Origin of the sequence: Nonomuraea cypriaca, assembly GCF_015645445.1 — a bacterium.
Classification (GTDB): Bacteria; Actinomycetota; Actinomycetes; order Streptosporangiales; family Streptosporangiaceae; genus Nonomuraea; species Nonomuraea cypriaca.
Genome location: NZ_JADOGI010000119.1, coordinates 1 through 12,552, shown reverse-complemented (window position 1 = coordinate 12,552; position 12,552 = coordinate 1). Strand labels below are relative to the sequence as shown.

At 69.1% G+C, this 12,552-nt stretch carries 15 protein-coding genes; 7 read left to right on the top strand and 8 right to left on the bottom strand.

Annotated features, from left to right (window positions below; all coding sequences use genetic code 11):
* Positions 1-24: 24 nt before the first annotated feature.
* Positions 25-666 carry a hypothetical protein gene (locus tag ITP53_RS32475; RefSeq protein ID WP_195899270.1) on the top strand — a complete coding sequence of 214 codons (642 nt, stop codon included), beginning with the start codon at positions 25-27 and terminating at the stop codon, positions 664-666.
* A 140-nt stretch (positions 667-806) separates the two neighbouring features.
* Here ITP53_RS32475 and ITP53_RS32470 read toward each other — a convergent pair whose 3' ends face one another.
* On the bottom strand, positions 807-1,994 hold the full coding sequence (locus ITP53_RS32470) for an RtcB family protein (protein ID WP_195899269.1): 1,188 nt from the start codon (positions 1,992-1,994) through the stop codon (positions 807-809).
* Between the two features lie 290 nt (positions 1,995-2,284).
* Here ITP53_RS32470 and ITP53_RS32465 point away from each other — a divergent pair, with 290 nt between their 5' ends.
* Together ITP53_RS32465 and ITP53_RS32460 are read left to right on the top strand one after the other, a co-directional pair.
* Positions 2,285-2,707 carry a DUF5994 family protein gene (locus ITP53_RS32465; protein ID WP_195899268.1) on the top strand — a complete coding sequence of 141 codons (423 nt, stop codon included), beginning with the start codon at positions 2,285-2,287 and terminating at the stop codon, positions 2,705-2,707.
* Between the two features lie 112 nt (positions 2,708-2,819).
* Positions 2,820-3,143, top strand: a complete 324-nt coding sequence (locus ITP53_RS32460) for an STAS domain-containing protein (protein WP_195899267.1) — start codon at positions 2,820-2,822, stop codon at positions 3,141-3,143.
* 10 nt (positions 3,144-3,153) lie between these two features.
* Here the strand turns inward: ITP53_RS32460 and ITP53_RS32455 are convergent, their stop codons facing one another.
* A complete protein-coding gene (locus ITP53_RS32455; protein WP_328816460.1) occupies positions 3,154-3,660 on the bottom strand; it encodes an MFS transporter in 507 nt (168 codons plus the stop codon).
* Positions 3,661-3,757: 97 nt separating this feature from the next.
* Here ITP53_RS32455 and ITP53_RS32450 point away from each other — a divergent pair, with 97 nt between their 5' ends.
* The 3 genes from ITP53_RS32450 (at position 3,758) to ITP53_RS32440 (ending at position 4,923) form a co-directional block, all read left to right on the top strand.
* Positions 3,758-4,195: a TetR/AcrR family transcriptional regulator C-terminal domain-containing protein gene (locus ITP53_RS32450; protein ID WP_328816475.1), complete on the top strand. Its 438-nt coding sequence runs from the start codon at positions 3,758-3,760 to the stop codon at positions 4,193-4,195.
* A gap of 62 nt (positions 4,196-4,257) precedes the next feature.
* Entirely contained in the window at positions 4,258-4,503 is a 246-nt protein-coding gene (locus ITP53_RS32445) for a hypothetical protein (RefSeq protein ID WP_195899266.1), read from the top strand.
* A 12-nt stretch (positions 4,504-4,515) separates the two neighbouring features.
* Positions 4,516-4,923 carry a hypothetical protein gene (locus ITP53_RS32440; protein ID WP_195899265.1) on the top strand — a complete coding sequence of 136 codons (408 nt, stop codon included), beginning with the start codon at positions 4,516-4,518 and terminating at the stop codon, positions 4,921-4,923.
* Between the two features lie 24 nt (positions 4,924-4,947).
* On the opposite strand, the gene ITP53_RS32435 is transcribed toward ITP53_RS32440, so the two are convergent.
* The 6 genes from ITP53_RS32435 to ITP53_RS32410 all read right to left on the bottom strand — a co-directional run bounded on the left by ITP53_RS32435 (position 4,948) and on the right by ITP53_RS32410 (position 11,799).
* Positions 4,948-6,099, bottom strand: coding sequence for a CU044_5270 family protein (locus tag ITP53_RS32435; RefSeq protein WP_195899264.1), 1,152 nt, complete (start codon positions 6,097-6,099; stop codon positions 4,948-4,950).
* Positions 6,096-6,617 carry an RNA polymerase sigma factor gene (locus ITP53_RS32430; protein ID WP_328816457.1) on the bottom strand — a complete coding sequence of 174 codons (522 nt, stop codon included), beginning with the start codon at positions 6,615-6,617 and terminating at the stop codon, positions 6,096-6,098. Before ITP53_RS32430 ends, ITP53_RS32435 begins: the two co-directional genes overlap by 4 nt.
* Before the next feature lie 72 nt (positions 6,618-6,689).
* Positions 6,690-8,195, bottom strand: coding sequence for an AAA family ATPase (locus ITP53_RS32425; protein ID WP_328816455.1), 1,506 nt, complete (start codon positions 8,193-8,195; stop codon positions 6,690-6,692).
* A gap of 99 nt (positions 8,196-8,294) precedes the next feature.
* Positions 8,295-9,035 (bottom strand): succinate dehydrogenase/fumarate reductase iron-sulfur subunit, encoded by a 741-nt coding sequence (locus ITP53_RS32420; protein ID WP_195899263.1) that lies wholly within the window; start codon positions 9,033-9,035, stop codon positions 8,295-8,297.
* Positions 9,032-10,960 (bottom strand): fumarate reductase/succinate dehydrogenase flavoprotein subunit, encoded by a 1,929-nt coding sequence (locus ITP53_RS32415; RefSeq protein WP_195899262.1) that lies wholly within the window; start codon positions 10,958-10,960, stop codon positions 9,032-9,034. Before ITP53_RS32415 ends, ITP53_RS32420 begins: the two co-directional genes overlap by 4 nt.
* Before the next feature lie 83 nt (positions 10,961-11,043).
* A complete protein-coding gene (locus tag ITP53_RS32410; protein ID WP_195899261.1) occupies positions 11,044-11,799 on the bottom strand; it encodes a succinate dehydrogenase cytochrome b subunit in 756 nt (251 codons plus the stop codon).
* Positions 11,800-11,934: 135 nt separating this feature from the next.
* On the opposite strand from ITP53_RS32410, the gene ITP53_RS32405 reads away from it, so the two are divergent.
* Positions 11,935-12,552: LysR family transcriptional regulator (locus ITP53_RS32405; protein ID WP_195899260.1), on the top strand; the 618-nt coding region annotated here is incomplete at its 3' end.

Below are 12,552 nucleotides of genomic sequence, written 5' to 3'. Positions count from 1 at the left end.
ACGGGAAACCAGAAGGCGGCCCCGATGCAGGAAGCTGAGGCCAGGCGGCTGTGTACGCTACTGTCCCCTCTCCGCCTCGCCGAATACCAGCTGGCCTGCGGCGGCGGTGACGCCGTCGCTGCCTTGCGGCTGCACTGCTGGAATACGGAGATCAGCGAGGCGTTCTACGGACCCCTGCAGTACCTGGAGGTGGCGATGCGTAGCGTTATGACGCGCGAGCTCACCGGCTACTTGGGGCGGGACGCCTGGTGGAACGATCCGCGCGCTCAGCTCGCCTACGGCGGTCGCCAGCGCATCAGCGAGGCCGAGCAGAAGTTGCAGCGCATCGGGCTGACCCCCACGCCGCACATGGTCAGCGAAGAGCTGCCGTTCGGCTTCTACGTCTCGTTGCTCGGGCCTGGCAACGGCTACGACCAGCGACTGTGGCGCACCGCCCTGTACCGGGCCTTTCCCGGCTACCGCGGCCGCCGCCGACTCCTGCACCGTCAGGTCGACCACCTAAGGATCTTCCGTAACAAGATCGCTCATCACGGACCGATCCATCATCGCCACCTCGTCGCCGATCACGAGGCGATCCTGCAGTGCCTCGGCTACATCGACGCGGGGTTGGCGACCATGGTGCGGCACCACAGCCGGGTGCCCGAGGTCCTCGGGCGGCGCCCCTAATCGCCGAATCTCCCACCTGAGGCAGCGCCGCCAGGAGCCCACACCATCCCCTGGCGCCCGCTGCGAGCCGGCCCCTTCCGAAGAGGGCCCGACGGGCTCGTGCCGCGACCCGCCGAGCCCGTCGTGAGACCTGTGGGAGATCAGCCCTTGATGCAGATGAGCTGCCGGAGACGCGCCACGACCTGCACCAGATCCGTCTGCGCGGCCATCACGGACTCCAGATCCTTGTACGCGCCCGGAATCTCGTCGATCACCCCAGAGTCCTTGCGGCACTCCACGCCCAGCGTCTGCGCCTCCAGGTCCTTGACCGTGAACGTCTTCTTGGCCTTGGTCCTGCTCATCTTCCGCCCGGCCCCGTGCGAGGCCGAGTTGAACGCCGCGCCGTTGCCCAACCCCTTGACGATGTACGTGCCGGTGGCCATCGAGCCCGGGATGATCCCCAGCTCACCGGAGCCGGCCCGGATCGCGCCCTTCCTCGTGACCAGCACGTCCACCCCGTCGTACCGCTCCTCCGCCACGTAGTTGTGGTGGCAGGAGATGGGCTGCTCGAACGTGATGTCGGGCAGGTGCCGGCGCAGAACGTCGCACACCAGGCCCATCATGAGCGACCGGTTGCGTCGCGCGTAGTCCTGCGCCCAGAACAGGTCGCGCCGGTAGGCGTCCATCTCCGGTGTCCTGCCGAGGAACACCGCCAGGTCCCGGTCCACCAGCCCCTGGTTGTGCGACAGACCTCGGGCGATCCCGATGTGGTGCTCGGCCAGTTCCTTGCCGATGTTGCGCGACCCCGAGTGCAGCACGACCCAGACGATGCCCTCGTCGTCCGCGCACACCTCCAGGAAGTGGTTGCCGCCGCCGAGTGTGCCCATCTGCGCCTCTGCCCGCTCGCGCCGCGGCCGTACGGCCGACGCCAGGTCGTCGAAGCCCGTCCAGAACTCCGCCCACCCGGCCGTCTTCATCCCGTGCACCTTGCCGGGATCCACCGCCCGCTCGTGGCGCCCGAACCCCACGGGCACGGCCTGCTCCAGCTTTCCGCGCAGGTAGGCCAGGTTGTCGGGGAGCCGCGCCGCCTTGTACGACGTCTTCACCGCCGTCATCCCGCACCCGATGTCCACCCCGACCGCGGCCGGCGACACGGCGTCCTTCATCGCGATGACCGAGCCCACCGTCGCGCCCTTGCCGTGGTGCACGTCCGGCATGACGGCGACACCGTGGACCCACGGCAGGTTCGCCACGTTGCGGAGTTGCCGCATCGCCTGTGGATCGACCGTCTCCGGCTCCGCCCACATCCTGATGGGTCGCCTGGTACCGCTCACCTCGTTGTACGCCATCTCGTATCGCCTCCTCCCGACTGGCTGCATCCGGAACGTGATCTATCAGGCCAGAGGCCACGTATCAGCCGCAACCGAATTAGCCGAGGGCCGTCAAGCGCCGCGCGGCGGCCCGCTCATCGCAACTGAAGCAGCCACTGGCTCACCCGAACGTGAGTGCGACCGAATTCGGAAGTCATGAGGTAGTGTTAAAGGAACCGAGGACTTTTCGAGCGTTGGCACTCAGGTCGGCGTCGCCCACGGCGAACCATCACTGGCCCCTTCGGAGGGCCTGGACAGGTTTGGCGACCATGATGCCGACGCTTCTTTCTCAGCCCGCACCACTCAGCTCCGCCTCATCCGCGATCCCCCGGGTCGATTCCGCGCTACGGCTCAGCCTCCACCCAGGCCTCAATCGGCGAGCCGCGGCGGACGGGACCTGGTGGCCCCGATCCCACGACGCGACCACCGAGCTGCCCGGCCTCATCGCCGCCGTCGACCGGCTGCTTGATCGAGTCACGCTCCGCGTCGGCCTGCACCGGCACACCTGGCAGAACATCCCGCGCCGCATCCCGGCACGCGGGCGGCTGGTCCGGGTCGCCTGGTTCCGCCACACCGACCCGCGCATGATCACTCTCATCTTCGCCACCGGCGAGCCGGTCGTCTTGCTGACCTTCCCGCCGGGCACCGCCGAGGCGCGGTCCTCCATCGGACGGCCGACCGCGCCGGCGTGACCCGCCTGCCGACCGGATCGAGCGGTTTGTGCTCCGCCCGTTCTGGCGGCGGACCGATCTCCGGCCGGCAGGCTTTCTCATCCCATTTTTTCCGCTCCGAGAGGAGACTTTCTTGACTGTCATCGACACCGCCCCGCTCGGCATGGCCGCCCCATCAAGGCCGACCATCATTCACCTGTCGGGCGAGATCGACATCTTCACCAGCGCAGCGCTTCGCCGGCAACTGCTGAGCGCGCTGCACCACAGCACGAGCCTGCTCATCGTCGACCTGTCGGAGATGTCGTTCTGCGATGCCTCCGGGCTGGCCGTCCTGGTCGGCATCCAGCGCCGCGCCCGGACGATGGGCATCACCCTGGCCCTGACCGCGCCCCGCCCGTTCATGTCCCGCCTGCTGCGCATCACCGGCCTGGACCGCGGCCTGCCGATGGTGGCGTGACCGCCCCCGATCACGAGGTCCTCTCGAGTCGTTCTTCCTGTACGGCCTTCACCGCCGGTGACCTGCCGGGCAGCAGCGGAATGAGGGCCAGGACGATCAGGTTGGCGGCGACCCCGAGCCAGAAGACGCCGCGGAAGCCGCTCATCGCGACGGCCGCGGTCTGGACGATGAGCGTGACGAGGGCCACGCCGAGGGCCGCGCCGAGCTGGTTGAGCATGTAGAGCGCGGAGCTGCCCTGCGCCACCATGGCCTGGGGCAGCGTGCGGTACAGCGAGCCCATGGTCGGGGCGCTGAAGCAGCCGCTGCCCAGCCCGTACGTGAGCGCCGCCAGCGCCGGCCAGACCTCCGGTGTGCCGGGGCCGATCCGCGTGAGGGCGAGACCACTGAGCAGGGCCAGGACCGCGCCGCCGGTGGCCAGGCCACGGGCGCCGAGCCGGTCGGAGAGCCGTCCGGCCACCGGCATGGCGATGGAGCCGCCGAGCCCGAGCGGCGCCATGAGCAGCCCGGCGGCCAGCACTCCGTGCCCGTGCGCCTGCTGGTAGTACAGCGGCAGCGCGAACAGGGCGGCGAACAGGCCATCCCGCCGAGCCCCATGATCGAGACGCTCGCGGTGAATCCGCGGCTGGCGAACAGGCGCAGGTCGATCAGCGGTCCCCGGCGGCGGGCGCGCAGCGCGTGGACGGCGTACCCGAATAGCAGTACGGCGCCCGCGGCCAGCGGCCCTGCGCCTGCACACCGACGGCCGCTCATGCGCGCTGCGCCGGCTCCTCTACTCGGAGATCAACCACTTCCCGGACATCCTCGGGATCGTCAAGGAACACGGCCCCGATCGCCTCAACCAGGCGCTGGCCGACCGGCTGGCCCGCCTCGCCCTCGCCGGCCGGCTGCGCACCACGGATCCCGACCTCGCGGCCGAGCAGTTCCTTGCCCTGCTCCTCGGCCCCCTGGAGGCCCGCTCCCGGATGGGGACCCGCCAGATCGAGGATGCGGAGCTGCGGGTCATGGCCCACACCGCCGTGGACACGTTCGTACGAGCCTGGGTGACTTCGTAACCCAACACGCATGGCGACAAGACCCCTTGTCAGTGGTAAACAAGGGATATAGTCTGCCGCGTGTGGTGGAACGAGACGACTACGCGGCCATCCGTGATCGGATCATCAAGCTCTCCCACACCCAGGGCCTGCGCTGCGACTGGGCGGAGACGACCAGGCGGCAGCGCTTCCTCCTGCTGTGGGACGCGGAGGGCCGTGTCCTGGCCCGCGCGGCCGTCCCGCTCTACCCTGGCGAGACGCCGCAGCTGGTGGACTCACTCGAACGAGGGCTGGCGCACCTTTTCGGCGACGACTGGCTGAAGGACTGACTGGAGCACCCGATGACCGCAGACCGCGTGGACGTCCACGTCACCATGGCCGGCAGCCTGTGGCTGGCCCAGGTGGACGGCGTGGCCGGCGGCATGTCCGCCCGCACGCTGAAGGAGCTGCACACGGACGTCGCGGAGGGGCTCCCGTTCCTGTTCGCCGACCGAGCCCGGCCGCCCGCGCCCGTCTATCACTACACGCTGCCCGGCCTGTCCGAGCAGGACCTCGACGACTTCGCCGCACTCCAGCGCCAGGCCGCCGCGATCGCCGAGGACTACACGCGCACGCTGAAGAAGCGCGTCAAGCACATGCACGAGCTCGGCCTGTCCGACGGCGACATCGGCGAGCTGCTCGGGCTCACCAAACAGCGCATCCAGCAGATCCGCACAAACGCCAACGACGAGGCCCGCCAGTCCGGCTGACCGGCGGGCCCGCGGTCGGCCCGATCAGGCCGACGGCTTGGTGTCGGTCCAGCCCGCTTCGAGCACCGTGGTGGAGTTCCACACGGCGCCGGGCTCCAAGCCGGCCTGGAACCTGCCGGGGCGCACCACGACGCTCTCGTTCGCGAGGGCCCGGCCGGTCGACTCGTCGAAGATCAGGCGGTTCTCCAGGACGCCGGAGTCCGGCGTGTCCTCCTTGATGGTCACGGCCGTGCCCTGGCGGCCCTCCGCGTCCGTGACGTCCCGCGCGACCTCCACTCCGTCGAGGTCCGCCAGCATGCGGAACGCCGCGCCCCGCACCTCCGGCGTCACGGGCATGTCCATGATCAGCCCCACGGTGACCTTGAACAGCCAGGCGTCACCCGACATCTCCTCGCCGGAGGACTCGGTGCCGTGCCCCTCGTAGGAGGCCATCAGCCACTTCTTGAGCTCGTCAGGCTCGCTCGGAAGGGCGCGCAGGTCCTTCATGGTGACGTTCCTGCCCAGCCAGAACACCTTGTCCCCGTCCACCAGCGGGCTGTGGCTGGTTCTCACCTCTCCCTCCGAGGTGGACAGGATGTACGACGCCCCCTTCTTGCCCGGCACGACGACCTCGATCTTGGGCGGGGACCCCGCCTCCTGCCAGGCCCGCTCGTCCTCCTCCGTGGCCGGCCGCGCACCGAGCGACTGGGTGCGCGACCACTGGTCGCCGCCGGTCGCGCCGGGCGTCCACGCCTCGCTCCGCTGCGGGGCCACGATCGTGTAGCCGCCGTCCTTCGCGTTGAACAGCGTCCTGCTCACCGACACGCTGCGCCAGGAGTCGCCGCTGCCGTCGGACTGCTGATCCGCCTTTTCAGCGGCGGCCAGCAGCACGGTCCGCGCCGACAGCCGCACCGGCTGAGCCGTGGCGCTCCCGGCCGCGACCTGCCCGCCGTCAGGCGCCCGTGGCGTCGTGGGCGCGGCGCCGTTGCCCGACACGAGTACGGCCACCGCGGTCACAGCGGCCGCGGCCCCTGCCAGCCCGAAGCCCCACACCGGCTTCACCACCTTGTGTCGTCGCCGGGACGACCGCGGGCCGGACATGGCACGAGCCAGTTCGCCGGCCCTGGTGAGCTCGTCCACGGGCCGCTCGCCGAGATGCGCGGGCCGGGCGGCCCGGAGTTCCTCCATGGGGTTCATGACCACTCCTCGCTGAGATTCCGTACGTGGGGCAGGGCCGCTTCTGTGGGTTCCATGGCCTGCGCGAGCCGTTTACGAGCCCGATGCAGCCGTACGCGGTAGGCCGCGGAAGAGCACCCGATCACCCGGGCCGCCTCCTTGGGAGACAGCCCGTGCCAGGCGACCAGGATGAGGATCTCCCTGTCGTCCTCGGGCAGCGCGGCGAGCGCCCGCAGGACCCCCATCCGCTCGGTCACCTGGTCCGCCACGTCGCCCTCGGTCCAGGCCCGCAGCTCCGCGGCCAGCGTCTCCCTGCGCACCTCCGCGCGCACGTTGTCGCGCAGGACGTTGCGGGCGACGCCGAGCAACCATGGGAGCGCCGAGTCCGGCACGTCATCCAGCCGCCGCCAGGCGATCGCGAACGTCTCGCTCACCACCTCATCCGCCACCTGCCGCCCCGCGCGACTGACTACGTAGGCCCACACACGTTGCCGGCATTCGTCGTACATGCCGGTGAACCGGTGCGCATCATCCGTCACCGCCCAGTCCCCTCGTTCGGATGCGTTTCTCTGACACCAGGAAGTGGTCCGAACCGTCCCGTTGTTACACCCTCACTTGGGGATGACCACCGGCTCGCCCAGCCCGACCAGCACGGGCAGATCGACCAGCAGGACATCTCTCCGGCGTCGCGCCGCGCCGACCAGGTCCGGCTGGAAGCCCTCCATCGAGAACAGGGCCATGACGGCCGCCCCGGTGTCGTGCCCTTGCTCCGCCAGCAGCCCTTTGAGGTGGTCGAGCCGGTCGAGGTCCGCCACGCCCCGCCGCGTCACCGTGGCCTTGGCCTCTCCGATGAGGCTGATCTCCGCCCTCCCCGACCGCTTGTTCAGTGCGACGACGTCGATCTCCTGCTTGGCCTGCCCCTTCCTGTCGTTGACGACGGTGGCAGACACGAGGCCCGCGTTCCCGCGTAGAGCGGGGTCGGCCTGGGCCCGCAGCCAGTGCCTCGCGCATCCTTCGAAGTGAGGCCCCAGGATCCGGGCCACAAAGGTGGCCCGCGAACGACGCCAGGCCTCCGCCGACTGCCCGGTCTCGACGAGATCGCGCTGTGGCACGGTGATCAGGTTGTGGAAGCGGACGATGGGGTCGGCAACGGTGATGACCGGACGTCTCTCCCACAACGGGTCGGTGTCGTAGCGTAGGTAACCTGCGCTCGTCAGCGCGTCGATGGGCCGGGTCAGCGACGATCGCGGCTGCTCCAGCAGACCGCCGATCTTCGCCGGGCTGGTGGCACCGTTCGCGACGGCATTGATGATCCCGAAGTGCAGTGCGCTGCCGGTGAACCTGGGATCCTCCCGCAGCAGGTATTCGGCTTCGCCGCCGGAGAAGAGCGCCTGCCGCGGGTCCAGGACGGTGGCGGGAACCCAGGTGTCCAGTTCACCGGAGGTCCGCGGCGGGTCCACGTTGGCGAGGTTGCGGTAGCCGGGAGATCCACCGAGGATGGCGTGCACCCGGAGGGCCGCCGCCGGGTCGTCGATCCCCCAGTGTCGTGCCGTGGTGGCCAGATCGAACGGATGCAGACGAAGATCGATCGTCGCCCGGCCGCGCAGTGCTTTCGTACCGGAGAGGAGTTCATTCATCACCGACATGGCAGACCCGCAAACGATCAACCGTCCGCCTGGCACCCCCTGGCCGGCCTGGGACTGGTCGTACAGCAACTGGAGCAGGCCTGGCAGCTCGGGTGAGTGCGCCATCCAGTACGGCAGCTCGTCAATGACGAACACACCTCTCCCGTGGCGGGCCGTAAGCTCGATCGCCGTGGTGAGAAGAGACTCCCAGCTCGCGTCGGCGATCAGCTCGGAGCCGATCCCGGCATACCGCGCGATCTCCGCAGCCAGCCGCCGCCGCGCGGCCACCACCCCCTCCTCCGCGACGGCCGTGACATAGAGGCCGCCAGTGGCTTCGGCGAGCGCACGAAGAAGGAAGCTCTTCCCGACCCGGCGCCGTCCGGAAACGACACCGAGCCGGAGAGCGGGGTCCGGATGCTGTACGAACTGCGCCAGCGCGGCCCACTCGGCATCACGGGCCAGCACTCTCGACGGCTTCTGCACTGTCGTCACCAAAATAGTATGCCGCAATGCATACAGTTTTAGTCCCCACTGTGGAGCCAAAGAATGATGGCCCGAACTATAATAGGTCGAGCCATCATTCTCAGCAGGCTACTTGGCGTTGGCCTTCAGGTAGTCGCTGTTCATCTGGGCGATGGCGTCCAGCGGGATGCCCTTGGGGCAGACCGCCGTGCACTCGCCCGTGTTCGTGCAGCCGCCGAAGCCCTCCGCGTCCATCTGGTCCACCATGGCCTTGGCCCGGGACAGGCGCTCAGGCTGGCCCTGGGGCAGCAGGCTCAGGTGGGTGATCTTGGCGGCGGTGAACAGGGAGGCCGAGCCGTTCGGGCAGGCCGCCACGCACGCGCCGCAGCCGATGCACGTCGCCGCGTCGAACGCCGAGTCCGCGTCCTCCTTGCGCACCGGGACGCTGTGGGCGTCCGGCGCCGAGCCGGCCGGGACCGAGACGAAGCCGCCCGCCTGGATGATGCGGTCGAACGCGCTCCGGTCCACCACCAGGTCCTTGACGACCGGGAACGGGGCCGCGCGCCACGGCTCGATGGTGATCGTGGCGCCGTCCTCGAAGTGGCGCATGTGCAGCTGGCACGTCGTCGTCGCGCGCTGCTCGCCGTGCGCCACGCCGTTGATGACCATGCCGCACATGCCACAGATGCCCTCGCGGCAGTCGTGGTCGAACGCGATCGGGTCGTCGCCCTCCAGGATGAGGCGCTCGTTCAGTACGTCGAGCATCTCCAGGAAGGACATGTCCGGGGAGACGTCTTCCACCCGGTACGTCACCATCCGGCCGGCGTCCGAAGGGCCGCTCTGCCGCCAGACGCGCAGGGTCAGGTTCACTTGTAGCTCCGCTGGGTCATCTTGACGTACTCGTACTCGAGCGGTTCCTTGTGCAGCACCGGCTCACCGGAGGGCGAGTGCTCCCAGGCCGAGACGTGCGCGAAGTGCTCGTCGTCGCGCAGGGCCTCGCCGTCGGGGTCCTGCGACTCGGCGCGGAAGTGGCCCCCGCAGGATTCCGTACGGATGAGGGCGTCCAGGCACATGAGCTCGGCCAGGTCGAAGAAGTCGGCGACACGGCCGGCCTTCTCCAGGACCTGGTTGAGCTCCTCTGCGGTGCCCGACACCTTGACGTTCTGCCAGAACTCCTCGCGCAGCTCCGGGATCCGCTCCAGGGCCTTGCGCAGGGACTCCTCACTGCGTTCCATGCCGCAGTAGTCCCACATGAGCTTGCCGAGCTCACGGTGGAAGGAGTCGGGCGTGCGGGTGCCGTTCACGGCCAGGAGCCGGTCGATCTTGTCGCGGACCCTGATCTCGGCCTCGGCCACGGCCTCCTCGTCGACGTCGCCGAACGGGCCGGCGGCCAGGTAGTCGCCGAGAGTGGTCGGAAGGACGAAATATCCGTCGGCCAGGCCCTGCATCAGCGCCGACGCGCCGAGACGGTTGGCGCCGTGGTCGGAGAAGTTCGCCTCGCCGATGACGAACAGGCCCGGGACGGTGGACTGCAGGTCGTAGTCCACCCACAGCCCGCCCATCGTGTAGTGGACGGCGGGGTAGATGCGCATCGGCACGTCGTACGGGTTCTCGCCGGTGATGCGCTCGTACATCTCGAACAGGTTGCCGTACTTCTGCTCCACCGCGGCGCGGCCGAGGCGGTTGATGGCGTCCCTGAAGTCGAGGTACACGCCCAGGCCGCCGGGACCGACGCCGCGGCCCTCGTCGCAGACGTTCTTGGCGGCGCGGGAGGCGATGTCCCGAGGGACAAGATTCCCGAAAGCCGGATAAATCCGCTCAAGGTAGTAGTCGCGCTCCTCGTCCGGGATGTCCCCGGGGGCGCGGTCGTCGTTCTTACGCAGCGGAACCCACACGCGCCCGTCGTTGCGCAGCGACTCCGACATGAGCGTCAGCTTCGACTGGTACTCGCCGGAGACGGGGATGCAGGTCGGGTGGATCTGCGTGTAGCAGGGATTGGCGAAGTACGCCCCCCGCTCGTGCGCCCGCCAGATCGCCGTCGTGTTGCAGCCCTTGGCGTTCGTGGACAGGAAGAACACGTTGCCGTAGCCGCCGGTCGCCAGCACCACGGCGTCCGCCAGGTGCCGCTCGATCTCGCCGGTCACCATGTCGCGCACGATGACGCCGCGCGCCCGCCCGTCCGAGACGATCACGTCGAGCATCTCGTGCCTGGTGTGCATGGTCACGGTCCCGGCCGCGACCTGCCGCTCCAGCGCCTGGTACGCCCCCAGCAGCAACTGCTGACCCGTCTGGCCACGCGCGTAGAACGTACGCGAGACCTGGGCCCCGCCGAACGACCGCGTGTCGAGCAGGCCACCGTATTCGCGGGCGAACGGGACACCCTGCGCCACGGCCTGGTCGATGATGTTCACCGAGACCTGGGCGAGGCGGTAGACGTTCGACTCGCGGGCGCGGAAGTCGCCGCCCTTGACCGTGTCGTAGAAGAGCCGGTAGATCGAGTCGCCGTCGCCCCGGTAGTTCTTGGCGGCGTTGATCCCGCCCTGCGCGGCGATGGAGTGGGCGCGCCGCGGCGAGTCCTGGTAGCAGAACGACTTGACGTTGTAGCCCAGTTCGCCCAGCGTCGCGGCGGCCGAACCGCCCGCCAGGCCGGTGCCGACCACGATCACGTTGAGCTTGCGCTTGTTGGCCGGGTTGACCAGCTTGGCGCCGAACTTCCGCTTCTCCCACCGGTCCTCGATCGGACCCTCGGGAGCCCTGGTGTCCCGGATCTCCGAACCTTCGCTGTACGTGCTCATTGGTCGTTCACCACTCCTCATTCGCTCCGCGGAGTCACTCCTTCGTCGCACCTCCACTCCGCTCACTGCGTCGGGTTCACTCCTCACTTCACAACTCCGAACGTGATCGCGAGCGGCGGGGCCAGGAAGCCGATCACCAGGACCGCGGAGACCAGACCCGCCACTAGGCGAAGAGTCTTGTTACGGGCCCGGTTGGCCCAGCCGAGTGTCTGGAACCCGCTCCAGATGCCGTGCCGCAGGTGCAGGCCGACCATGACGACGGCCACGAGGTAGATGAGGGTCACCCACCACCGGGACGCGTCGAAGCCCGCGATCATCCGGTCGGCCGGGGCGGCGTCGAAGCCCTTGGGGTTCACGACGCCGAAGGTCAGGTCGAGCAGGTGCCAGATCACGAACAACACGATCGTCAGGCCGCCGAACCGCATGATGTGCGTGGTGTAGCCGCTTGCCTGCGACTTCTTGGCCACGTACTTCACCGGCCTGGCCTTGCTCGCGCGGCGGGCCAGCGAGATCGCCGCCCACATGTGCAGGACGACCGAGGCGACGAGCACGACCTCGACGAGGGTCAGCAGGGTGCGGTAAGGCGCGATCGGCTCGAGCAGCGTGCGCAGCGCGTGGGCGTACTCGTTGAACGAGTCCCGGCCGAAGAAGATCTTGAGATTACCGAGCATGTGGCCGGCAAGGAAGAGCACCATGACGGCCCCCGTGACGGCCATGACGGCTTTCTTGCCGTTCGACGAGTTCAGGAACCCGCCGCTGGTTTTCTTGGGCACCGGCGCGCCCTTGGCGGTGGGGGTAACGGACGCGGTCGCAGAACCGCGCTCTATCGTGGCAGTCACGCCTCCAAACGCTAGGTATCCAGCGATGATCCGTCCAAGTCATCATAGGTCTGGTTTCGATAGCCTGGAGCTATGATGCTTGGAATGTACGGTGGTCGTACCTGATCCGGGCCGACGCGGTGCGAGGAATATCACATGCAGTTGCAGCAGCTCGCGTACTTCGTCGCGGTGGCGGAGACCCGGCATTTCACCCAGGCGGCCGAGCGGATGGGCGTCGCGCAGCCGTCACTCAGCAAGCAGATCAAGGCCCTGGAGACCGACCTCGGCGCCCCGCTGTTGTCCCGGGCGCGCGGCAACGTCACGCTGACCCCGGCCGGCGAGGCGCTGCTCCCGCTGGCCCGCCGGATCCTCGCCGACGCCGACACCGCCAGGCAGGAGGTGGCCCAGCTCGCCGGGCTCAGGAGGGGGCGGGTGCGGCTCGGGGCCACGCCGTCGCTGTGCGCGGGACTGCTGGCCGACGCGCTGGCCCGCTTCCATCGGGCGTACCCGGGGATCGAGTTGCTGGTGGAGGAGGGCGGCTCGCGTGACCTGGTCAGGGCGCTGGCCCGGGGGCAGCTGGACCTGTCACTGATCATCATGCCGTTGCAGAGCGACGACCCCTCGCTGGTGACCGAGGAGATCCTGCGCGAGAACCTCGTGGTCGTCTCGCCGTCTCATGAGCACCCTCGCGGGCCGTACATGGAGATCGGTGACCTGCGGAGGCGGCAGATGGTGATGTTCCGGCCCGGCTACGACCTGCGGGAGTCGACGCTG

Coding starts and splice junctions, on each gene's coding strand:
- ITP53_RS32475 (WP_195899270.1), top strand. CDS start 25: ATGCAGGAAGCTGAGGCCAGGCGGCTGTGTACGCTACTGTCCCCTCTC.
- ITP53_RS32470 (WP_195899269.1), bottom strand. CDS start 1,994: ATGGCGTACAACGAGGTGAGCGGTACCAGGCGACCCATCAGGATGTGG.
- ITP53_RS32465 (WP_195899268.1), top strand. CDS start 2,285: ATGATGCCGACGCTTCTTTCTCAGCCCGCACCACTCAGCTCCGCCTCA.
- ITP53_RS32440 (WP_195899265.1), top strand. CDS start 4,516: ATGACCGCAGACCGCGTGGACGTCCACGTCACCATGGCCGGCAGCCTG.
- ITP53_RS32435 (WP_195899264.1), bottom strand. CDS start 6,099: ATGAACCCCATGGAGGAACTCCGGGCCGCCCGGCCCGCGCATCTCGGC.
- ITP53_RS32415 (WP_195899262.1), bottom strand. CDS start 10,960: ATGAGCACGTACAGCGAAGGTTCGGAGATCCGGGACACCAGGGCTCCC.